Origin of the sequence: Mycobacteroides sp. LB1 (assembly GCF_013449725.1) — a bacterium.
Lineage (GTDB): Bacteria > Actinomycetota > Actinomycetes > Mycobacteriales > Mycobacteriaceae > Mycobacterium.
In genome coordinates this window covers 1630123-1650115 of the sequence record NZ_JACCFF010000001.1, presented here as the reverse complement: position 1 = coordinate 1650115, position 19993 = coordinate 1630123, and the positions used below count along the sequence as shown (strand labels likewise).

General features: G+C 62.8%; 19 protein-coding genes and 1 pseudogene. 15 read left to right on the top strand and 5 right to left on the bottom strand.

The genetic code is table 11. The features are described 5' to 3' along the window. Positions 1-25 precede the first annotated feature (25 nt). Positions 26-418 (top strand): heat shock protein transcriptional repressor HspR, encoded by a 393-nt coding sequence (locus tag MLB1_RS08040; protein ID WP_180749140.1) that lies wholly within the window; start codon positions 26-28, stop codon positions 416-418. Between the two features lie 46 nt (positions 419-464). Here the strand turns inward: MLB1_RS08040 and MLB1_RS08035 are convergent, their stop codons facing one another. Then, entirely contained in the window at positions 465-1619 is a 1155-nt protein-coding gene (locus tag MLB1_RS08035) for an FAD-binding oxidoreductase (protein WP_180749139.1), read from the bottom strand. A 274-nt stretch (positions 1620-1893) separates the two neighbouring features. After that, a complete protein-coding gene (locus tag MLB1_RS08030; protein WP_255485606.1) occupies positions 1894-2928 on the bottom strand; it encodes an ABC transporter permease in 1035 nt (344 codons plus the stop codon). Positions 2929-3025: 97 nt separating this feature from the next. Here MLB1_RS08030 and MLB1_RS08025 point away from each other — a divergent pair, with 97 nt between their 5' ends. The 6 genes from MLB1_RS08025 to ttfA all read left to right on the top strand — a co-directional run bounded on the left by MLB1_RS08025 (position 3026) and on the right by ttfA (position 9357). Next, complete coding sequence (locus MLB1_RS08025) at positions 3026-3649, top strand: TetR family transcriptional regulator (protein ID WP_180749138.1); 624 nt, start codon at positions 3026-3028, stop codon at positions 3647-3649. 72 nt (positions 3650-3721) lie between these two features. After that, complete coding sequence (locus tag MLB1_RS08020) at positions 3722-4231, top strand: SRPBCC domain-containing protein (protein ID WP_371750572.1); 510 nt, start codon at positions 3722-3724, stop codon at positions 4229-4231. A gap of 37 nt (positions 4232-4268) precedes the next feature. Then, a complete protein-coding gene (locus tag MLB1_RS08015; RefSeq protein ID WP_180749137.1) occupies positions 4269-4805 on the top strand; it encodes an SRPBCC domain-containing protein in 537 nt (178 codons plus the stop codon). 39 nt (positions 4806-4844) lie between these two features. Continuing rightward, positions 4845-5762, top strand: coding sequence for an SRPBCC domain-containing protein (locus MLB1_RS08010; protein ID WP_180749136.1), 918 nt, complete (start codon positions 4845-4847; stop codon positions 5760-5762). A 141-nt stretch (positions 5763-5903) separates the two neighbouring features. Further along, positions 5904-8450 carry an ATP-dependent chaperone ClpB gene (clpB, locus tag MLB1_RS08005; protein ID WP_180749135.1) on the top strand — a complete coding sequence of 849 codons (2547 nt, stop codon included), beginning with the start codon at positions 5904-5906 and terminating at the stop codon, positions 8448-8450. Positions 8451-8619: 169 nt separating this feature from the next. Further along, entirely contained in the window at positions 8620-9357 is a 738-nt protein-coding gene (gene ttfA, locus MLB1_RS08000; protein ID WP_180749134.1) for a trehalose monomycolate transport factor TtfA, read from the top strand. Here ttfA and MLB1_RS07995 read toward each other — a convergent pair. Together MLB1_RS07995 and MLB1_RS07990 are read right to left on the bottom strand one after the other, a co-directional pair. Further along, positions 9354-12152: an RND family transporter gene (locus tag MLB1_RS07995; RefSeq protein ID WP_180749133.1), complete on the bottom strand. Its 2799-nt coding sequence runs from the start codon at positions 12150-12152 to the stop codon at positions 9354-9356. The genes ttfA and MLB1_RS07995 overlap by 4 nt on opposite strands. Beyond that, positions 12152-12619, bottom strand: coding sequence for an MmpS family transport accessory protein (locus MLB1_RS07990; protein WP_180749131.1), 468 nt, complete (start codon positions 12617-12619; stop codon positions 12152-12154). Before MLB1_RS07990 ends, MLB1_RS07995 begins: the two co-directional genes overlap by 1 nt. Before the next feature lie 120 nt (positions 12620-12739). Between MLB1_RS07990 and MLB1_RS07985 the strand changes: the two genes are divergently transcribed. From MLB1_RS07985 to MLB1_RS07960, 6 genes and pseudogenes are all read left to right on the top strand, one after another. Next, the gene (locus tag MLB1_RS07985; RefSeq protein ID WP_180749129.1) at positions 12740-13537 is read left to right on the top strand and encodes an SDR family oxidoreductase; all 798 of its coding nucleotides are present in this window, start codon (positions 12740-12742) and stop codon (positions 13535-13537) included. Continuing rightward, positions 13518-14084, top strand: a complete 567-nt coding sequence (pyrE, locus tag MLB1_RS07980; RefSeq protein WP_180749126.1) for an orotate phosphoribosyltransferase — start codon at positions 13518-13520, stop codon at positions 14082-14084. The genes MLB1_RS07985 and pyrE overlap by 20 nt, the downstream gene beginning before the upstream one ends. Further along, on the top strand, positions 14081-14983 hold the full coding sequence (locus MLB1_RS07975; protein WP_180749124.1) for a hypothetical protein: 903 nt from the start codon (positions 14081-14083) through the stop codon (positions 14981-14983). Before pyrE ends, MLB1_RS07975 begins: the two co-directional genes overlap by 4 nt. Beyond that, positions 14955-15668, top strand: a complete 714-nt coding sequence (locus MLB1_RS07970) for an RNA methyltransferase (RefSeq protein WP_180749122.1) — start codon at positions 14955-14957, stop codon at positions 15666-15668. The genes MLB1_RS07975 and MLB1_RS07970 overlap by 29 nt, the downstream gene beginning before the upstream one ends. Positions 15669-15698: 30 nt before the next feature. Next, positions 15699-16796, top strand: coding sequence for a glycoside hydrolase family 76 protein (locus MLB1_RS07965; RefSeq protein ID WP_180749121.1), 1098 nt, complete (start codon positions 15699-15701; stop codon positions 16794-16796). A gap of 26 nt (positions 16797-16822) precedes the next feature. Next, positions 16823-17253 (top strand): annotated as a pseudogene (locus MLB1_RS07960) (acyl-CoA thioesterase). Here MLB1_RS07960 and MLB1_RS07955 read toward each other — a convergent pair. Continuing rightward, positions 17250-17939 carry a VTT domain-containing protein gene (locus tag MLB1_RS07955; RefSeq protein WP_219602884.1) on the bottom strand — a complete coding sequence of 230 codons (690 nt, stop codon included), beginning with the start codon at positions 17937-17939 and terminating at the stop codon, positions 17250-17252. The pseudogene MLB1_RS07960 and the gene MLB1_RS07955 sit on opposite strands and share 4 nt — an antisense overlap. Positions 17940-18059: 120 nt before the next feature. Here MLB1_RS07955 and fbaA point away from each other — a divergent pair, with 120 nt between their 5' ends. After that, on the top strand, positions 18060-19103 hold the full coding sequence (gene fbaA / locus MLB1_RS07950; RefSeq protein WP_180749116.1) for a class II fructose-bisphosphate aldolase: 1044 nt from the start codon (positions 18060-18062) through the stop codon (positions 19101-19103). 81 nt (positions 19104-19184) lie between these two features. Then, positions 19185-19679, top strand: coding sequence for a hypothetical protein (locus tag MLB1_RS07945; RefSeq protein ID WP_371750571.1), 495 nt, complete (start codon positions 19185-19187; stop codon positions 19677-19679). Positions 19680-19993: the final 314 nt, after the last annotated feature.

Below are 19993 nucleotides of genomic sequence, written 5' to 3'. Positions count from 1 at the left end.
GCTTGCGCGAAGTGCGGGGACTCCGATGACCCGGCGCCGTCACCCCGAGCGAGGCGCTCGCACCTTCCTGATCTCCGTGGCCGCCGAGCTGGCCGGAATGCACGCACAGACCCTGCGCACGTACGACCGACTAGGACTGGTCATCCCCGAACGCACCAGTGGCGGTGGTCGGCGCTATTCGCAGCGTGATGTGGACTTGCTGCGCGAGGTCCAGCGGTTGTCGCAGGACGAAGGCGTTAATCTTGCTGGTATCAAACGCGTTATCGAACTGGCCAATCAGGTCGAGGCGCTGCAGGCGAAGGTTTCCGAGCTAACGGCCGAGGTAACCCAGCTGCGTGTCGCGACATCAGGCCGTGAGGTCGCAATCATTCCCAAGAGCACCGCTGTCGTCGTGTGGCAGCCGCGTCAGCAACGCTGAACCGGTGATCTCGGCCGAGAAGGCCACCGGGCACTACCCGGCAGGGTTAGAGCGGGTCGTGCTGGATTCTGGAGGAATCGGCGCCCTTGGAGGTCAATGCCTCCTTGGTGGCCTTGATCATCGACGCCGACCCGCCGAGGAGAATCTGGCGGTCACCCCAACCGCCGTAGGCTGTGACCACCTCGGATAGCAGTCCCGTCTGACGGACATGGAGGCCGCGAGGCGGTGTCGGATCGTGGTATTTGGTGGCCCAGTCCGGGTTTCGGGCGTACTCGGTGACCGGCGTCACCGACAGCCACGGATTGATCGAGGCGATATGCCACAGCGTCCACAGATCATAGAGTTCCTGCGGATAGCGTGCCCCATAAAACAGGTGAACCCTTGGGTTTTCGGCCCATTGCGACAACTCCATGATGAGGCACCGCAGTGGTGCGATACCGGTGCTGCCCGCGACCATGAGGACATCCCCACCGTCGCGGTTCACAGACAGTGCGCCGAGCGGCGGCGATATCCGCCAGGTGTCGCCCACCTTGGTCCCGTTGACCATATCGCCACTGACCAACCCGCCGGGTACCGCCTTGACATGAAATTCGATGTGGCCCTCAGGGTCTGGTGGAATCGCCAGGCTGAGATAGCGCCAATTCCGGGGGCTCTGCGGCACCTGGACGTGAACGTACTGCCCGCAGTGATAGTCCATGGGTGCGTTGAGTTTTAGCCGGATTAACGCGAGATCCCGAGAGGTGCGGTGGTATTCGATGACTTTTCCGTCCCACCAGGGTTGGCCGCTGTCGGAGGCGGCGGCGCTGCGCATCACCTCGATGATCACGGAGTAGACCTCGGTGGCAGTTGACTCCATCCGGGCATCCCAAATTGGTTGCAGCACCTCACGCGTGGTGTCGAGGAGTGCCTGACGCATGGTGTCGTACTGGCTGTCGGTGGCGCCGAACTTCCGGTGGTCGCGTCCTAGCTGGGCGAGGAAGTTGACCAGACCTTCGGTGCGATAGGCCGCCATTTCCCAGAGCACGTACTGCAGTGCCTGCCGGAAATGTTCGCGCTGTGCCGCCATGTGTGGGGGGAAGAGGTCGCCGACTGAGGGGTCGATGACGAACCAACGGCTGTAGAAGCTCTTGACAAGTTTCTCCCCCGATAGCTCGACCCCGCCGACCAAGTCGTGCAGCGCTTCGACGTCATCAAGCCCCACGACTTTCGTTGCCTCACCTTTCCGGGGTCCTGCCTACCGAGACGCCAGTCTAGGAGGGAAGCCCCCGGCCCGTCTGGGACTGTCTGAGGTCAGATTGGGAAGTGTCGGCCCCGCGGCTAATCATCCGTGCGCTGAGATAGCTCCTGAAATCAGCCTTTCGCGACTACAGAGCTGGTGGGATGCATGTTTTTAGGGTTTGCCGGCGTTCGTGAACATCGGGACATGGGGAACGTGACATCCGTGTCGACACGCGGGAACCGATGCAATCCCGGAGCTAGACGAGCTCCGGCACCCGCGGTTTCGTCTCCCCGCTAACCCGCACCGTGGCGCGCTGCCGCACCCCATCGAGTGCCAACATCGCGGCACCAAAACCCACCCAGCAGCACAGGATCAGGATCACCCCGGCCGAACCTGCTCCATCGAAGTAGGCCATGGACCGCAGCAGGGTGCCATTGGCCCCAGGTGGTAGGAATTGGCCAAGCAGGCCAAGGCCCTTGGGTAAAAACTCCGGCGCGGCGGTCAGCCCGGACAGCGGGTTCCCGACCAAAACCGCCAATGCGGCGCCCAGCCCGATTCCGGGATAGCCCAGTAGTCCGCCGAGACCGGTGATGCTGAACGACATGGCCATCATTCCGAGTGTCAGGCCCGCCACCACACCCCAGAAATTCTGGGTTATCACGCCCAACCAGGAATCCAGGATGATGCAGATCGTAACCGCGGCGAGAAACGAAAACCCGGCAGCGGTAAGCGCTTTAAGCCAGGCCCGGCCCGGAAACAGCAGCGTCAGGGCGACCGCCGGAAGTATCCCGCCGAGGGTCATCGGCAGCGCGGCCGCGGCCAATCCGATGCCACGCGGATCCGAGGGCGGCAGCGGCGCGAGTTCCTTGATGGATACCGTCATTCCGGTTTGCTTGCCGAGCTGCTGTCCAATTCCCGTGAGCGTCTGTGCAACTGCCGGACTGCCACCTGTCGCGACCACCACCGTCGGCGTCGGCGGCGCGAGGACGAATCCGCCGTAGACGGCCCGGTTCTTGGTGGCTTCCTCCAGTTTGGTTTGACTGGGGTAGTGCGTGATGGCGAATGCGCCGGGTGACACGCCCTCGAGCCGTTTGGTGAGCGTGTCCACCTGGGCCGCGGGTCCCGTGACGCCGATCGGCACGTCCCGTGGCGCCGATCGCGCCGATGGCCAGGCGAAGGCGATGAAGATGACGCCGAGTACGACCGTCAGAAGTGCGATCGCCGCGGTGGCCCGGGCCCAATCCGGTACCTGATGGGCGGCGCCTGGTTGGAGTTCGTGTTGGCCGGTCATGACGACCTCCATTTCACTGAGTGTTGAATTAATTGGAATGAGCGTAGATTGCGGGGAGAAGTTTTTCAACACTTGTAGAAAATTGGTACTGTGAATCATGACAACCAGCACGAATGCTGCGCGCAGGGGCAGGCGTCGCGGCGAGGCGGTGTCGCGGGAACATGTGCTTGACATTGCGAAGCGGTCGTTTGCAGAGCGCGGCTATGAAAAGACCACCATGCGGGGCATCGCCCGTGACGCCGGTATTGACCCCTCGATGGTGGTGTACCTCTTCGGGTCAAAGGACGAGTTGTTCCGTCAGTCGATCCGGCTGATGATCGACCCCAACGAGCTGGTGCTCGCGATCCGCAATGGCGAGGGCACTATCGGTGAGCGGTTCGTCAACGCATACCTGTCGATGTGGGAACAGGCGGGCACCGTCGACACCATGCTCGCGATTCTGCAGTCGGCCACCACCAATGACGACGCGCATCACGCGTTCCGCGAGTTCATGCAGAACTACGTGCTGGCCGCGCTGAGCGAGGAATTGGGTGGAGGACCCGAGGTGCGGACGCGGTTCGCCTTGGCGGCCACCTCGATGGTCGGGACCGCGCTCCTGCGGTATGCACTCAAGATCGATCCGCTGGTCGCGCTCACCAGGGAACAAATGGTCGCCGTGTTGGCGCCAACGGTGGATCGGTACCTGACCGCTGACGCTTCCGAACTAGGTTTGCCTGGCTAACGATTTCGATCACGGCGGTCGCCGGTCTCGCAGAGTACAAAGGGGTGACACACCAACGATGGAGCGTGCCTCGTGGGCGATCTGAAAGACCCGACGGATGTCGTCGCCGATTTCTTCTATCCGCACCCTCCCGAGCGTGTGTGGGGTGTGCTGGTCAACCCCGAAGTCATGGGGGACTGGTTCGTCGAACAGGTGGGGTTCCGTCCTGTGGCGGGTACGCGGTTCCGGCTCGTCGACTTTCCCGTGCCGATTGCCAATTATTCCGGGGCAATCGCCTCTGAGGTATTGGTGGCTACGCGGAACGAAACGCTGGCCATCGCCTGGTGGGATACGAAGTCGCCCGAGCCGGTGACCTGGAGAACGATGTGGACACTATGCGCGGTGCCGAACGGCACCATGGTGACCTTGAGTCGGCCCGCCTTCGGCAGCGATGATCCTGCGCTGCGCAGGATGGCGGCGCTCTCCGATCGATTCTGGCCGACCGCGATGACGAAACTCGGGCGTCTGATCGATCGTGCAGCGACTGCCCCAGCTGGTGAGGGCGGCGTTGAGCGCTCGTGCGGCCCGAGTTTGCCTGGCTAACATATGAGAACACAGCGGTGACCCAGATTCATGGGGTATGAAAGGTAACCCCATGAATCCGGAGAATGCCGTGCCCGACGACGTGAACGACATCGCCACCATCATGTTCGACCAGTTCTATCCGCATCCGCCCGAGCGCGTGTGGAAAGTGCTGGCGTGTCCAGATGCCATGGAGGAATGGCTGATGGACCCCATTGGATTTCGGCCGCAGGTAGGAACCCGTTTCCGCTTCAATGCCTTTCCCTTGCCGATGGCCGACTTTTCGGGGGCGCTGTCGTGTGAGGTGCTTGCGGCTACCCCAAACAGAGTGCTGTCGATCCGCTGGTGGGATATGAAATCGTCGAAACCAACGGTCTGGACGGTGACCTGGACGCTGCACGAGGTTCCGGGCGGCACCATGGTGGCGCTGCGTCACGACGGCTTCGATCGGGGCGATTCCGGCACGCGTGTGTATCGGACGATCTCCGAGCGCGGTTGGCCAGGGACGATGGGCAGGCTCGGTCGATGTATCGACAGTGCATCGGCCGATGGTCACCGGCCGCCGCGCTGTTTGGTGACGGATGTATCCGCCTGATCGACCACATGCGTCACGCAACTGCGGTATCCCAGGGGTATGACCGAGCTACGGGATGACCCGACATCGGTGACGGTTGGGCAGTTCTACCCGTATCCGGCCGACCAGGTGTGGCGCGCCATCACGTCGGCCGCTTCGATCTCCGACTGGACGACTGATCTTCACGAGGACTCCGTGGAGATCGGTAAGTCGTTCTCATTCACCACCTTCCCGATGCCGGAGGTTAACTTCAGCGGTCGCGGCGAGTGCGAGTTCACCTCTGTCGTGCCCAACGAGCGCATGGCATATCGATTCACCACGCCCGAGAAGTCCTGGGATTTGCAGGTCACCTGGACGCTTCATTCCGAGCCAGGTGGGACGCGGTTACTAGTCGTGCACAACGGATTTGACGTTGCGTATCCAGCCCACGGGCGGCTTCGCGTGCTCGTTCGGGATATCTGGGTGTTGGTCATGTCGCGTATCGGGGAGCTGTTGGGCGTCCCGGAACTCGGTGAGGATCCTCCGCCCGACGATGCGACGTCATTCAGCCTGGGCGAGTTCTATGACTACTCGCCACAAACGGTATGGCAGGTCATCACCTCGAAGGAGTTTGTCAGCGACCTGGTGAACGAAAGCGATCTGGGGTCGGTGGAGAAAGGCAGCCGGCTGTCCGTGGCCACCTACCCGGTCCCGCTCATCGGGTTCAACGGGAAGGTCGATATGGAGTTTCTGGAGGTGCGCGAGCCCGAGCTCATCGCGTGCAGCTTCGAGATCCCCATCATGGGGAGTATCACCACTCTCCAGATGACCTGGCGATTGCGGTCGAGGGACGGCGGAACCCAACTGTGGTTCACGCTGAATGGATTCGACCCCGGGTCCCATCTCAACCGCCAGCTCCGTTCGGTTCTGCGGGGCGGAGCGCTTCCGGTGTTGTCGAGAGTCGGCGAGCTGCTTGAGGGGCGCGGCCACCGGGTGTGATCTCCGATTCGGTTCGGCGCACCCCTCATTGTGATGAGGTAGACACGGCCTCGGGAACTTTTCTAAAGTTGAGCGGAACAGACTCAAGGTTTGGGACGTTAGACGTACTGATAAGCATTTCTCTCAACTAACGGAGGTGTTGTGGACTCGTTCAATCCGACCACGAAAACCCAGGCCGCGCTGACAGCTGCCCTTCAGGCGGCGACGACGGCAGGCAACCCTGAAATCCGTCCCGCACACCTGCTGGTGGCGCTGCTGAGCCAGACCGATGGCATCGCCGCGCCGCTTCTGCAGGCTGTGGGCGTCGACCCCGCGACCGTACGTAACGAGGCGCAAGCCATCGCCGACCGGCTTCCTCAGGTCAGCAATGCCAGCGCCAACCCGCAGCTTTCGCGCGACTCCATTGCTGCGATCACCACGGCGCAGCAGCTCGCCACCGAGCTCAACGACGAGTACGTATCCACTGAGCACCTGCTCGTCGGATTGGCCACCGGTGATTCCGATATCGCCAAGCTGCTCAGCAACAACGGCGCCACCTCGCACGCGCTACGTGATGCCTTTGTCCAGGTGCGCGGCAGCGGCCGGGTGACCAGCGCCGAGCCCGAGGCGACGTTCCAGGCGCTGGAGAAGTACTCCACCGACCTGACCGCACTTGCCCGCGAAGGCAAGCTTGACCCGGTGATCGGTCGCGATACCGAGATCCGCCGCGTCGTACAGGTTCTCAGCCGCCGTACCAAAAACAATCCGGTACTGATCGGTGAGCCCGGTGTCGGTAAGACCGCGATCGTCGAGGGCTTGGCGCAGCGCATCGTCGCCGGCGATGTACCCGAGAGCCTGCGCGGCAAGACTGTTGTCTCGCTGGACCTGGGCTCGATGGTCGCCGGGGCGAAGTACCGGGGTGAGTTTGAGGAACGGCTCAAGGCCGTCCTGGATGAGATCAAGAACTCTGCGGGACAACTGGTTACGTTCATCGACGAGCTGCACACGATCGTGGGTGCGGGCGCGACCGGTGAGTCGGCGATGGACGCCGGCAACATGATCAAGCCCATGCTGGCCCGCGGCGAGCTGCGCTTGGTCGGTGCCACCACCCTCGACGAGTACCGCAAGTACATCGAGAAGGACGCCGCATTGGAGCGTCGCTTTCAGCAGGTGTTGGTGGGCGAGCCCTCGGTGGAGGACACCGTAGGCATCCTGCGCGGGATCAAGGAGCGCTACGAGGTTCACCACGGCGTGCGGATCACCGACTCCGCTCTGGTGGCCGCCGCGACCCTGTCCGACCGGTACATCACCTCGCGCTTCCTGCCGGATAAGGCCATCGATCTGGTCGATGAGGCCGGATCCCGCCTGCGCATGGAAATCGATTCGCGCCCTGTCGAAATCGACGAGGTCGAACGCGTCGTCCGCCGTCTCGAGATCGAGGAGATGGCGCTGACCAAGGAGGAGGACACCGCCTCCCAGCAGCGTCTGGAGAAGCTCCGGGAGGAGCTGGCCGATAAGAAAGAGCGGCTCGCCGAGCTGACCGCACGCTGGCAGAACGAGAAGAACGCCATCGATGCGGTCCGTGATCTCAAGGAGCAGTTGGAGACCCTGAAGGGTGAATCCGATCGCGCCGAGCGGGACGGCGATCTGGGGAAGGCCGCGGAGCTGCGCTACGGGCGCATCCCCGAGCTCGAGAAGCAACTGGAAGATGCTCTTCCCAGGGCAGAGGCGCGCGAAAGCGTCATGCTCAAGGAAGAGGTCGGTCCCGACGATGTTGCCGATGTCGTGTCGGCCTGGACCGGTATTCCGGCTGGCCGGCTCATGGAAGGCGAGACCGCCAAGCTGCTCCGCATGGAAGACGTGCTGGGCGCGCGAGTGGTGGGGCAAAAGGAAGCCGTCACTGCGGTTTCCGATGCGGTACGCCGCGCCCGGGCCGGTGTCGCCGACCCCAATCGGCCCACCGGTTCGTTCCTGTTCCTGGGGCCCACTGGTGTCGGCAAGACCGAGCTGGCCAAGGCACTTGCGGACTTCCTGTTCGACGACGAGCACGCCATGGTGCGCATCGACATGTCCGAGTACGGCGAAAAGCACTCGGTCGCAAGGCTTGTCGGTGCCCCACCCGGATACGTCGGATACGACGCCGGCGGCCAGCTGACCGAGGCGGTGCGGCGACGCCCGTACACAGTGGTGCTGTTCGACGAGGTCGAGAAGGCGCACCCGGACGTGTTCGACGTGCTGCTGCAGGTGCTCGACGAGGGACGTCTTACCGACGGCCAGGGCCGCACGGTGGACTTCCGGAACACCATCTTGATCCTCACCTCTAACCTGGGGTCCGGTGGTTCCGAGGAGCAGGTGATGGCGGCGGTGCGCGCAAAGTTCAAGCCGGAGTTCATTAACCGGCTCGACGATGTGCTCATCTTCGAGGGCCTCAACCCCGAGGAGCTGGTGCATATCGTCGACATCCAGCTGGGGCAGCTGCAGAAGCGGCTGGCGCAGCGCCAGCTCACCCTGGAGGTATCGGAGCCGGCCAAGAAATGGCTGGCCCATCGTGGGTTCGACCCGATCTATGGGGCGCGTCCGCTCCGGCGCCTGGTGCAACAGGCGATCGGCGACCAGCTGGCCAAGCTGCTGCTGGCAGGCGATGTGCACGATGGCGACGTCGTTCCGGTGAATGTCAGCGCCGACGGCGACTCGCTCATCTTGGGCTGACGCATTGGTTAGGTAGCCGCGAGTGTGCGCCCACTGCGAGATTTCGGCTGATATCTCGCAGTGGGCGCACACTCGCGGCTCTGTCCTACCCATCACGGACCGGTAACTCTCGGTCACGATCCGAGCTCTCTGCGCGGCAGTTGGGCCAGTACCGGTTAGGCTGTCGCGGATGGCTCTGCTCTGGTTCACGCTGTCCGCACTTTGCTTCGTCTGTGCGGGCGTGCTGCTGTACGTGGATATCGGCCGCCGTCGCGGTCGCGGACATCGCCGGAAGGCGTGGGCGCGATCTCACGGGTTCGACTACATGGCGCAGGACAAAGAGGTAGTCAAGCGCTGGAACCGCGGCGTGATGTCGAGTGCGGGATCTGCAGCGGCCGCCAATGTGGTCCTCGGACAGATCCGTGGAGAAGCCGTCTACGTCTTCGACCTGGAGGATGTCGCGACCATCATCGCGCTGCACCGCAAGGTTGGCACGAACGTCATGGTGGACCTGCGGCTCAAGGTCATGCAGGAGCCCCGCGAATCCGATATCTGGCTGCTGGGGGCCATCGGGCCGCGCATGGTGTACTCCACCAACCTGGATGCCGCCCGTCGGGCCTGCGACCGGCGCATGGTCACGTTCGCCCATACCGCGCCCGAAGCGGCCGAGGTCTTGTGGAACGAACAGCACTGGACGCTGGCCGCGCTACCCGTCAACAGCTCACGCGAGCATTGGGATGAGGGGCTCAAGGCCGTCCGCCAGTTCAACGATCTGCTGCGGGTGTTGCCCCCGTCCGGTGAATCGGCTCCTTCGCCCATTCAGGCCGCGGAGCGGCCCAGCCGACCTATCGGGACCAACGCCCAGGCACAACGCGAGCAGCTCCAGCCGGCACCTGCGGTGCAAGGCGGCCAGCCCCAGGGTCGCTAGGCCCGTCGCCAGAGTTGGGTGATCGACAGCGGCCACCAGAACTTCTTGTCGAGGATGACTGCGAGCGTCGGCACCGTAAAGGTGCGCACCACAAAGGTGTCGATGATCAATCCCAGCCCGATGGTCGATCCCATCTGGGCGACATTGACCAGGCTGGATCCCATCATGGCGAACTGTGTCATCGCGAAGACCAGGCCCGCGGTGGTGACCACCCCGCCGGTGCCGGCGATGGAGCGGATGACACCCGTACGGACACCGACACCCATTTCTTCTTTGAAGCGCGAAGCGACCAGCAGGTTATAGTCGGCGCCCACCGAGATCAGGATCGCGAACACCGCGACCGGCACCGACCAATGCAGTTGGATGCCGAGCACGTGCTGCCAAATCACCAGGGCCAGACCGAGTGTGGAGCCAAAGGACACCAGTACCGAGCCGATGACGACGAGTGAGGCCACCAATCCCCGCAGCAGGAGCAGCACCACGGTGAAAATCACCGTGAGGCAGCCGACCATGATCAGCTTCTCATCGCGGTCGAGTATTGCGCGCATATCGCCGATTAGCGCTGCCGGGCCGGCGATTTCGATCACGCTACCTTCCAACCGAGTGCCTTTGAGCGCGTACTTCATCTCCGCGGCCAGGTCGCGGACGCGTTGGATGCCCTCGTCGCCGTAGCTGCTGCCGTTGCCGATGGCGATCATTCGGGTGGTGGAGCCGTCCTCGGAGAACATCATCTTCAGGTACGGCTTGAATCGCGGATCCGAGAGCATCTGTGCGGGGAAGTAGAAGTAATCTCCGGTTCCCGCGCTGCTACGGCCAAGGTCCTGCATGAGCGACGTCATGGTGTCCATCTGCGACATCATCTGCGACATTTGCTCATTGGTCTCGGTCATCAGGTCTTGCATCTCGGACATGGATGCGAGCATTTTGGGCATGGTTTGCGTCGCCTGGGCCAGACCCCCAGTCATCGACCCGGTGGTGTTGACGAGATCGCGCATCTGATCGGTGACATTGGACATGTTCTCGAAGTTGGACAACGCGGTCTGTGTGCCCGCGCACATCGGATCGGCGGCGCAGTTGGGCGTGGATTTCACCGCCTCCCGTGCAGGCCCCATCGTCGAATTAATTTGCGATTTCAGTTGATTCAGACTTGTCTGGATGGGCGCGGCGGCGGAGCTGAGCTGTTTGGCGCCCTGTTGCGCCTTACGCAATGTGCCCTGTAGGCCCTGTAGCGTCGACACCATTGAACCCATGTTCTCGTTCATTGTGCGCATCCGCTGCTGTCGCTGCTCCATCACAATCTTGTTCTGCGACATCATCGTTCCGGCCATCCCCACGCTGTACATGAGCGAGGTTTGATCCATAGGCGTTCCCCCAGGCCGGGTGATCCACTGCACCGAGGCCACACTGTCCAGCTTGGTGATCTGTTGTGCAGCCTTTTCCAACAGCCCGATGTTGGCAGAGGTGCGTAGATCCTCGGGGGAGCGGATCAAGATCATGTCTGGGTTCATCTGCCCGGCGGGGAAATGCTTTTGAATCGCGATCATACCGGCCGCGCTGGGCATGTCTTTCGGAATGAATTGCAGCTCATCGTAATTAAATGATGCGCTGGGTATCACCATCATGAGCATGATGAGAAATGAGAACGTGCCCACGAATATCGGTTTGGGCCAGCGCGCCACCCGGATGCCGATGCGGCGCCACAGCCGGGTTGAGCGGATGGTCGACCTGGGCTCGAACCAGCCGAACCTACGCGCTCCGATCAGTAGCGCGCCAGGAGTCACCGTCACGGCGGACAGTGCGGTGAAGATCATCGTGAGGGCGCCGGGAACGCCCATCGATTTCATCATGTCGAGCTGCGCGAAACTCATACAAGACAAGGCGCCTGCGACCGTCAATCCGGACGCGATCACAACCGGCGCCACACCTCGATAACTGGCGCGGAACGCATCGTCGACGCTGAGGCCGCTGCGTCGGCCCTCTTGATAACGACCGATGAAGAAGATGGAGTAGTCGGTACCTGCGCCTAGCGCGAGGGCGCCCATTAACGCGTTGGTCATCATGGATGTGGGAATCAGCCCCGCCAGGGTGAGGAAACTGGCAATCGGGGTCGCGATTCCGACGGCGACGCCGACTGTTATCAGTGGCAAGAACGCGACCACGAGCGAGCGGTACACCAGCAGCAACAGACCGCCGACCAGAAGAAGCGACAGCCCGCCGATGACCACGGTGTCCCGCATTATCGTAGTGATCTGGTCGGCGGCGGCCTGGCTGGTTCCAGTGGCATAAATCGTTGTACCCGAAGGCTTCTCGATCTCGTCGATGATGCGCTGCACGGCCTGGGCAGACTCCATAGCCTTGGGGCCGCCAACCTCCCCGGCCAATGACAGCTGCGCGAGCGCAACCTTCTTGTCGGGGCTTTCGCTCGCGGCCGCGAACTGGGGATCAGACCACATGTCCATCCCGGGTTCCACATGAGCGGTGTCGGCCTTGAGCTTCTTCATCAGTTCGGCCCGAAACGCACGGTCTGCGTCGGTGAAGGGTTGATCTTTCTCGACGACGATGGCCGCGGTGTTATTGGATTCCGATTCACCGAACGCCTTGGCCATGTGCTTGAGACTCAACCCGGACTGGGTGTTGGTCGGCATCATGGGGCTGCCGTGCGTCCGGGCGAGTTCTTCGAGGTTGGGCGCCGATGCCATCAGCCCACCGGCCACCAGCATCAAGAGCCCGATGAGCAATCCGGCGTGCCTGCTGATGACGCCGGCGAAGCGGCCGAATATGGGACTGTCGTGCATTAGGGCTGCCTCACCGGTTCGAGTTTTTGGAAAGCCACGAGATTGCAGCTGACCGAGGGATCACGGCCGGTGTCGGTCTTCTCGTCGGCCACCTTGCCGTCGACGGTGATGCGACAGGTGACGGTATCCGCTGACAACGCGGTGATACCGGCTGCGAAACCAAAGTCATTGGTGGTCACACTGGTTCGCCACGGCGCCACGCCGGTAAAGAGCTTGGATTGACCCTTCTCGTCCAGGTAGGACACCGTGATGGGCTTGCCGCCGCTAGACACCTCATAGGTGACCGTTTTCGGCTGGCTCAGCGACAGCATGCTCGCGGGGCGCGCGGTGGGGGTGGCGGCGGTATCGGGCAGCGCGACCTTTGGGGAAGTGATCATGTACGTCCCAGCGGCTATCCACAGCGCGATCAGCACCGGGTAGACCCAGCGCTGATGTTCGGTGAGCCATCGCACCATCCGATCGAACATGTCGGGATGCTAGCAACGCTTGTTTGGGCTAGCACCAGTTTCCGGACAAATTGTATTAGAAACTAATAGTACTAGTTACTTGAGATAGGCTCCTGGCCGTTATCGGTAGGCTGACCAACCATGGCCGGCCCCATTTCGACGCCCGCGCGTGCGACTGCGCTCATCACGGGTCCCACCTCAGGTTTGGGTGCTGGATTCGCCCGCAAGTACGCCTCACAGGGGTACGGCGTGGTGCTGGTCGCCCGCGATGAGCAGCGGCTCAGTGCTCTCGCCGACGAACTCACCTGCCGGTATCGCGTCAACGCCGAGGTGTTGCCGACCGACCTGACGCAAGCGGCCGATCGCGCAAAGGTGGCCGAGCGTCTTTCCCAGGGCGTATCTGTTTTGGTGAACAACGCCGGGTTCGCCACTGCCGGCGAATTCTGGAAGGCATCGCCCGAGTTGCTGCACTCGCAGCTGGACGTCAACGTCACCGCTGTCATGGAGCTGACTCATGCGGCGCTCCCGCCGATGATCGATGCGGGTACCGGCACAGTGATCAATGTGGCCAGCGTGGCCGGCCTGCTCTCCGGCCGCGGTTCCACCTACACGGCATCCAAGGCGTGGGTGGTGTCCTTCACCGAGGGTCTGGCCAACGGTTTGGAGGGCACCGGAGTCGGTATGCACGTGCTGTGCCCGGGATTCATCCACACCGAGTTCCATGAGCGCGCCGGGATCGAGATGGACACCATCCCGGAGTTCATGTGGCTCAACGTGGACGACGTCGTCAACACCTGCCTGCAGGACATCGCAGCCGGGAAGGTGCTCAGTGTGCCCGGCCTCCAATACAAGACGCTAACCTCTCTGGGGCGTTTGGTACCAAGGAATTTGGTGCGGAAGTTCAACAATGTAATGGGACGTGGCCGTGGGAGAACCTGATCTGACAGTGCAAGACCGCGACGAATTGGCGGCCTTGGTCCGCGATATCGCTGTGGTGCACGGCAAGGTGACGTTGTCGTCCGGCAAGGAGGCCGACTACTACGTCGACCTGCGTCGCGCGACGCTGCACCATCGGGCGTCGGCCCTCATCGGGCGGTTGGTGCGGGAGCTGACCATCGACTGGGAATACGCGGGCGTGGGTGGGCTGACCCTCGGCGCCGACCCGGTGGCCACCGCGGTCATGCACGCGCCAGGCCGGCCCATCGACGCGTTCGTCGTGCGCAAATCGGTGAAAACCCATGGGATGCAGCGCTTGATCGAAGGCTTTGATATCACCGGGCAACGGGTGCTGGTGGTCGAGGACACCAGTACTACCGGCGGTTCGGCTCTCACTGCCGTGCGCGCGGTCCGCGAGGCCGGTGGAGAGGTCATTGGGGTGGCCACCGTGGTCGACCGTGACACCGGTGCTGCCGAGGCCATTCGCGCCGAGGGTGTGCCGTACCGGTTTGTGCTGGGACTGGCGGATCTCGGCCTGGCCGGATCGTGAGACTTCGGCGGGTATGCGCCGCCCTGCTCGCCACCACGCTCGTCGTGGCCGGATGCTCGAAAGACCCTGAGAAGCAGCTGGTTTACGGAGCGCAGGCGGCGCAGCTCGGTGAGACGCAGAACCTGCTGGGCTGGAATATCGGCGTCGCCAACCTGCGCTTCCAGAATGGGTACGTGCTGGTGGATGTCACCGGGGCGGCCGCCAGACCGGGGGAGAAGCCGGCTGCCGCCGCGGATCTGCGCTTCGGGCTGTATGGGTCCTTATCGCATCCTCTCGAGGTTTCGGCATTGAACAGCTGTCGGGAGGTGAGCGACCTCGCGATCCATCCGCTTGCCGCGCCGACTCCCGAACAGCTCACCGGCACAGTCTGTCTGGGCCCCATGCAGAACCAGAGCGCCGTGCGGGGCGTGTACGTCTACTCGGCGAAAGACCGAATCGCAGGTAGCACCGTTGCCTACCCGGTGGCATATCCGATGGGTCTGCTGCCTACGCCCCAAAATGATTCCGGCCTGGTCATTACCACCAAGAGCATGGAGGCGTGGCGCGAGAGCGGACAGCAGCTCAGTCAGGCGGACCTCGGTGATCCGAATGCGTTTATCGGTAACGGGTTTTCGCTCTTGGGTCTGAACATCTCGGGCCTCGCCGAGCGTTACCGCGATGAGTCGGCAGAGCGTGGCGGCCCGCTGATGGTGACGGTGGCACCCACGCGTCCTGGGGACGGTATCGCCCGCAGTTGCTCCATCTACGGGGCGTCGGTGCTGGTCCTGCCTGACGCGAAACTCAATGCGGTGCAGCTACAACCGTCGCTGTGTATGCAGGGTGAGATCAACGCCGCGGTGCTCGCCGGGACGCTCTCGGTGATCGGCACCCATGCCGCGGTCTGGACCAACCGTGAGTGAGGACTCTAAGGGCGCTAAGGACCATAAGGACAGGCCCACTGACCCTTCGCTGTGGGGTGCCACCGGAAACGGGGTAGGCCCCTGGGCCGTCGAACAGGGTCTACCGCTACCCGAGGATTCGCGTTACGACCCGGAGCTGCTGCGCGACGGCGATGCGCGCAATGTTGTTGATGCCTATCGATATTGGCGACGCGAGGCGATCGTTGCCGATATCGATACCCGGCGACACCGGCTGCAGATCGCCATCGAGAATTTCGAGAACGACGCCAATATCGGGACGGTGGTGCGTACCGCTAATGCCTTCGCGGTGCAGACCGTGCACATCGTGGGTAAGCGCCGCTGGAACAGGCGCGGCGCCATGGTCACGGACCGCTACCAGCATTTGATGCACCACGACAGCACCGCGGAACTCATGCAGTACGCACAGCTCGCCGGCCTTACGGTGGTGGCTGTCGATAACGTGCCCGGGTCCGTGCCGCTGGAGACTGCTCCGCTGCCCGCAGACTGCCTGATGGTGTTCGGGCAGGAGGGGCCCGGTGTCACCGAGGCGACGAAAAATGGTGCAGTGATGACGGTTTCGATAGCGCAGTTTGGATCGACCCGCAGCATCAACGCCGGAGTGGCCGCGGGTATCGCCATGCACGCCTGGGTTCGTCAGCACGCCGACCTGAAGAAGGCGTGGTAGTCCCGTCTCGACCGCGGATAGACTCTCCGCATGGATGTGCTGTGGGCCAACCGCGCCAGTAGCGCCGAAGCCGCAATCACCGCCAGACACTTCTCGTCGCTGTGGCATCTGCCGCGTATGCGTCTGGGCGTCGTCACCTGGCCGCCTGCGCCGGGCGCCAATTGGTTCAAGAACTGGCATTACTGGTGGCAGGCGCACCTGCAGGACTGCCTGATCGATGCTCAGCTGCGCGATCCGCGACCGGAGCGGCTCAAGCACATCGCGGATATGCAACGCGCACACCGGTTCCGCAATGTCGGCATGTGGACCAATCAGTACTACGACGATATGGCCTGGCTAGCCTTGGCAATGCAGCGTGCTTCCGAGCTCCTGGGCCTGGAGCGTCCCCGCGCGCTGAATCGCTTGCGGCAGCAGTTCCTCGATGCGTGGATGCCGCAGTACGGCGGTGGCATACCGTGGCGTAAACAGGACAAGTTCTTCAACACTCCTGCCAACGGACCGGCGGCAATCGTGTTGGCGCGCACCGGAAGGGTGTGGCGCGCCGAGGTGATGTCCGACTGGATCGACAAGACTCTCGTCGACCCCGAATCGCATCTGGTGATCGATGGCATACAGGAGGACGGCACGCTCGAGCGGGCCACCTACACCTACTGCCAAGGCGTGGTGCTCGGGCTGGAGACCGAGCTTGCCGTGCGGACCGGCGAACCGCGGCATGCCGAGCGCGTGCATCGGCTCGTCAACGCCGTCAGCGATCGGATGACGGAGGATGGCGTCATCAGCGGCAGCGGTGGCGGAGACGGTGGGCTGTTCAACGGCATTCTTGCCCGCTACCTGGCGCTGGTGGTCACGACGCTGCCCGAGAACAGCGCGCTGGATACGAGTGCCCGCGCTACTGCCCGCGACATCCTGCTGGCCTCCGCCGAGGCTGCCTGGGCCAATCGGTTGATCGTGGAGGACCTTCCGTTGTTCGGTGCGGATTGGACACGCACGGCGGATCTGCCGACCGCACATTCGCACGCATCCCGATTCGTCGCCGGCGCGGTCAATCCGTCGAAGGTGCCCGAGCGTGACCTGTCGGTGCAACTGTCCGGCTGGATGCTGCTCGAAGCCGCCCACTCTGTCGCATAACCGCTCACACAGAAGGAAGGCCTGACGTGGCGCGCGAGGATTTCAGTTTCTTTCATCCGCTGCGCGTGCGGTGGGCCGAGGTCGATATGCAGGGCGTGGTCTTCAACGCGCACTATCTGGCGTTCTTCGATGCCGCGCTCACCGAGTACTGGGCCGTTCTGACCGGTGCGCGCAATGCCACCGGCGACGGGGTTTTTGAGCATATGTATGTGGTGAAGTCGGTCATCGACTATCACTCGCCCGCTCGCTTCGATGACGTATCGATATCGGGGTCCGCATCGCCCGGATGGGTCGCGCGAGCATGACCTGTCATTTCGAAATTCACCGCGGTAGTGAACATCTCATCACCGGCGAGACCGTGTACGTACACGCGATCGACGGAGGATCTTCGCCGTTCCCAGGTGACTTCCGGGACAAGGTGGCCGAATTCGAGAAGACCTCGGTGGACCAGAGCTAGGCCTCGGTCGGTGTCTCCGACTGTTTCGCGGCCTTGCGGCGCCGCATCCATTCGAAGAACATCGGGGCCACCGAGGCCAGCACGATCAGGATGAAGATCGGTTCGAGCAGCTTCTGAATGATCGCGAACTGACCCAGCCAATACCCGAGAAGGGTGAGGCCGGCACCCCACACCAGGGCTCCGAGGATGTTGTAGAGCGCGAAGATCGGGTAGCTCATTTTGGCCGCACCCGCGGTGATCGGTGCCAGGGTCCGCACGATCGGCACGAACCGGGCGATCACGATGGCGAATGGGCCGCGCTTCTCGAAGAAGGCGTGGGCCTCATCGAGGTAGATCTGCTTGAGGAACCGGGCGTCGGGTTTGAACATGGAGGTACCGATGCCGCGGCCGATCCAATAGCCAACCTGTCCGCCCAGGATGGCGGCGATGGGAACGAAGACCAACAGCTGCCAGAGCTGGAAGTTGGCCTGAGATGCGCCGTCGACCGCGGCGGCGGCCGTGCCCGCGGCCAGCATGCCGGCAACGAACAACAACGAGTCACCGGGCAGCACCGGGAACAGCACACCCGATTCCACGAAGATCACCACCAACAACCCCACTAGCGCCCAGGTGCCGAAGTGGCCGAGGAGCTTGATGGGGTCCAGAAAATCCGGCATCAGGGCGACGTTTGTGGTCGTGGCAAGCATTGTCACGCGGCCAACCCTACCGGCGGTATCTGTCCGCAACCTGGCTGGCTTATGGTGAGGGGCGATTTCAGTTGAACAAGCCTGCACAAGCCTGAACAAGCACTGACATGGAGGTCACCCGTGCCCATCGCGACGCCCGAGGTCTACGCGGAAATGCTGAACCGGGCCAAGGAACATTCCTTTGCCTTCCCGGCAATCAACTGCACCTCGTCGGAAACCATCAACGCCGCGATCAAGGGTTTCGCCGACGCGGGTAGCGACGGCATCATCCAGTTCTCCACCGGTGGTGCTGAGTTCGGCTCGGGTCTGGGCATCAAGGACATGGTGACCGGTGCGGTCGCGCTGGCCGAGTTCGCGCATGTGGTGGCTGCCAAGTACGGCATCACCGTTGCGCTGCACACCGACCATTGCCCCAAGGACAAGCTGGATACGTATGTCCGTCCGCTGCTGGCCATCTCCCAGGAACGCGTCAACGCCGGCCAGGCCCCGCTGTTCCAGTCGCATATGTGGGACGGCTCGGCGGTGCCGATCGCCGAGAACCTGACCATCGCCCAGGAGCTGCTGGCCGCCGCTGTTAAGGCGCACATCATCCTCGAGGTCGAGATCGGCGTTGTCGGCGGCGAGGAGGATGGCGTCGAGGCCGAGATCAACGAGAAGCTGTACACCACCCCCGAGGACTTCGAGAAGACCGTCGACGCACTCGGCGCCGGGGACAAGGGCCGGTACCTTTTGGCCGCTACCTTCGGCAACGTGCACGGCGTGTACAAGCCCGGCAACGTCAAGCTCAAGCCCGAGGTGCTGGCCGAGGGCCAGCAGGTCGCTGCGGCCAAGCTCGGTCTGGCGGCGGGTTCCAAGCCGTTCGACTTCGTGTTCCACGGTGGTTCGGGCTCGCTGAAATCGGAGATCGAGGACTCGCTGCGCTACGGCGTGGTGAAGATGAACGTCGACACCGACACCCAGTACGCCTTCACCCGTCCGATCGCCGGGCATATGTTCGCCAACTACGACGGTGTACTCAAGGTCGACGGCGAGGTGGGTGACAAGAAGTTTTACGACCCGCGTGGCTACCTCAAGAAGGCCGAGGCCAACATGACCGAGCGTGTCATCGAGGCCTGCAACGACCTGAAGTCGGCGGGGCGGTCAGTCTCCGCAGGATTGGCGTAGTCGCTTTCGTTCTCCCGCCACCGGCCCACCACAAGTGGGACACTTCTGGCCGCAGATCTTGTTCGCGGAGAAGAGGGAATCGTGGCGACGCTGTGGCGGAAACTTGTGGCTGCCGGCAAACGGGTGGCCGGTGTCGTGGCCCTGCTCGCGCTAGCGGTCGCGGTGGCGGCGTTGGTGCTTACCCTCTGGTGGGGGCGAGGATCAGCCCAGGAGGACTACACCGAGGCACAGCGGACCAATGCGAAGGCGCAGGCGTGTGCCAACGCCGAACTTGTCCGGAATGCCGTTATGCAGAACACCAACCGCGCGCTCCCCGAGAACGCGGGCACGGTGGGGACGTTGGCCACCGCAGCCAACGCGCGGATCGCGCTTTTCAACGGTGGCCAGTACCTGTTGGCGCGACTGGATCCCGCGACGCCGCCCGATCTTGCGAACAATGTTCGGGAGTTCGGCAACGCGTTGATGGACGTAGGTGCCGCGGCCATTGCTGAGACACCGAACACCGACCCGAACCAGGCGCAGCGATTGAGCAAGGCCGACGAGCTGAGCAAGCACATCGTTGAACTCTGCAAGTAGTGCTATCTGACACGTGTGCAGTGATCTTGCTGTTTGTTCCCTTGATGTTTCGCTGCAGTCGTCGAATTCCTGGGACTCCCGATCCCAGTTGAGTGCCGCGTGGCAACGGCACTACATCCTTAGTAGACACGGTTCTCAATTACTGCGTAGCTGACCCCTGAGTAAGGTTACTGGCAAACTAGTTAAAACTTCACTAAATTGAGTATTTATGCGTTTTCACATGGGCCTTTACTGTTTTCTCAGGTAACTTTCTTGCTTTCCAGCGCATACTTGTGCGGCGAGGTCTAATCTCCGGTTACCGACCCACATTGGCG

Bases quoted from the DNA above. Each gene is read 5' to 3' on its own strand.
- MLB1_RS08040 (WP_180749140.1), top strand. From the start codon at position 26: ATGACCCGGCGCCGTCACCCCGAGCGAGGCGCTCGCACCTTCCTGATC.
- MLB1_RS08030 (WP_255485606.1), bottom strand. From the start codon at position 2,928: ATGACCGGCCAACACGAACTCCAACCAGGCGCCGCCCATCAGGTACCG.
- MLB1_RS08025 (WP_180749138.1), top strand. From the start codon at position 3,026: ATGACAACCAGCACGAATGCTGCGCGCAGGGGCAGGCGTCGCGGCGAG.
- MLB1_RS08015 (WP_180749137.1), top strand. From the start codon at position 4,269: ATGAAAGGTAACCCCATGAATCCGGAGAATGCCGTGCCCGACGACGTG.
- MLB1_RS08010 (WP_180749136.1), top strand. From the start codon at position 4,845: ATGACCGAGCTACGGGATGACCCGACATCGGTGACGGTTGGGCAGTTC.
- ttfA (WP_180749134.1), top strand. From the start codon at position 8,620: ATGGCTCTGCTCTGGTTCACGCTGTCCGCACTTTGCTTCGTCTGTGCG.
- MLB1_RS07995 (WP_180749133.1), bottom strand. From the start codon at position 12,152: ATGCACGACAGTCCCATATTCGGCCGCTTCGCCGGCGTCATCAGCAGG.
- MLB1_RS07990 (WP_180749131.1), bottom strand. From the start codon at position 12,619: ATGTTCGATCGGATGGTGCGATGGCTCACCGAACATCAGCGCTGGGTC.
- MLB1_RS07985 (WP_180749129.1), top strand. From the start codon at position 12,740: ATGGCCGGCCCCATTTCGACGCCCGCGCGTGCGACTGCGCTCATCACG.
- MLB1_RS07970 (WP_180749122.1), top strand. From the start codon at position 14,955: ATGCCGCGGTCTGGACCAACCGTGAGTGAGGACTCTAAGGGCGCTAAG.
- MLB1_RS07965 (WP_180749121.1), top strand. From the start codon at position 15,699: ATGGATGTGCTGTGGGCCAACCGCGCCAGTAGCGCCGAAGCCGCAATC.
- MLB1_RS07955 (WP_219602884.1), bottom strand. From the start codon at position 17,939: ATGCTTGCCACGACCACAAACGTCGCCCTGATGCCGGATTTTCTGGAC.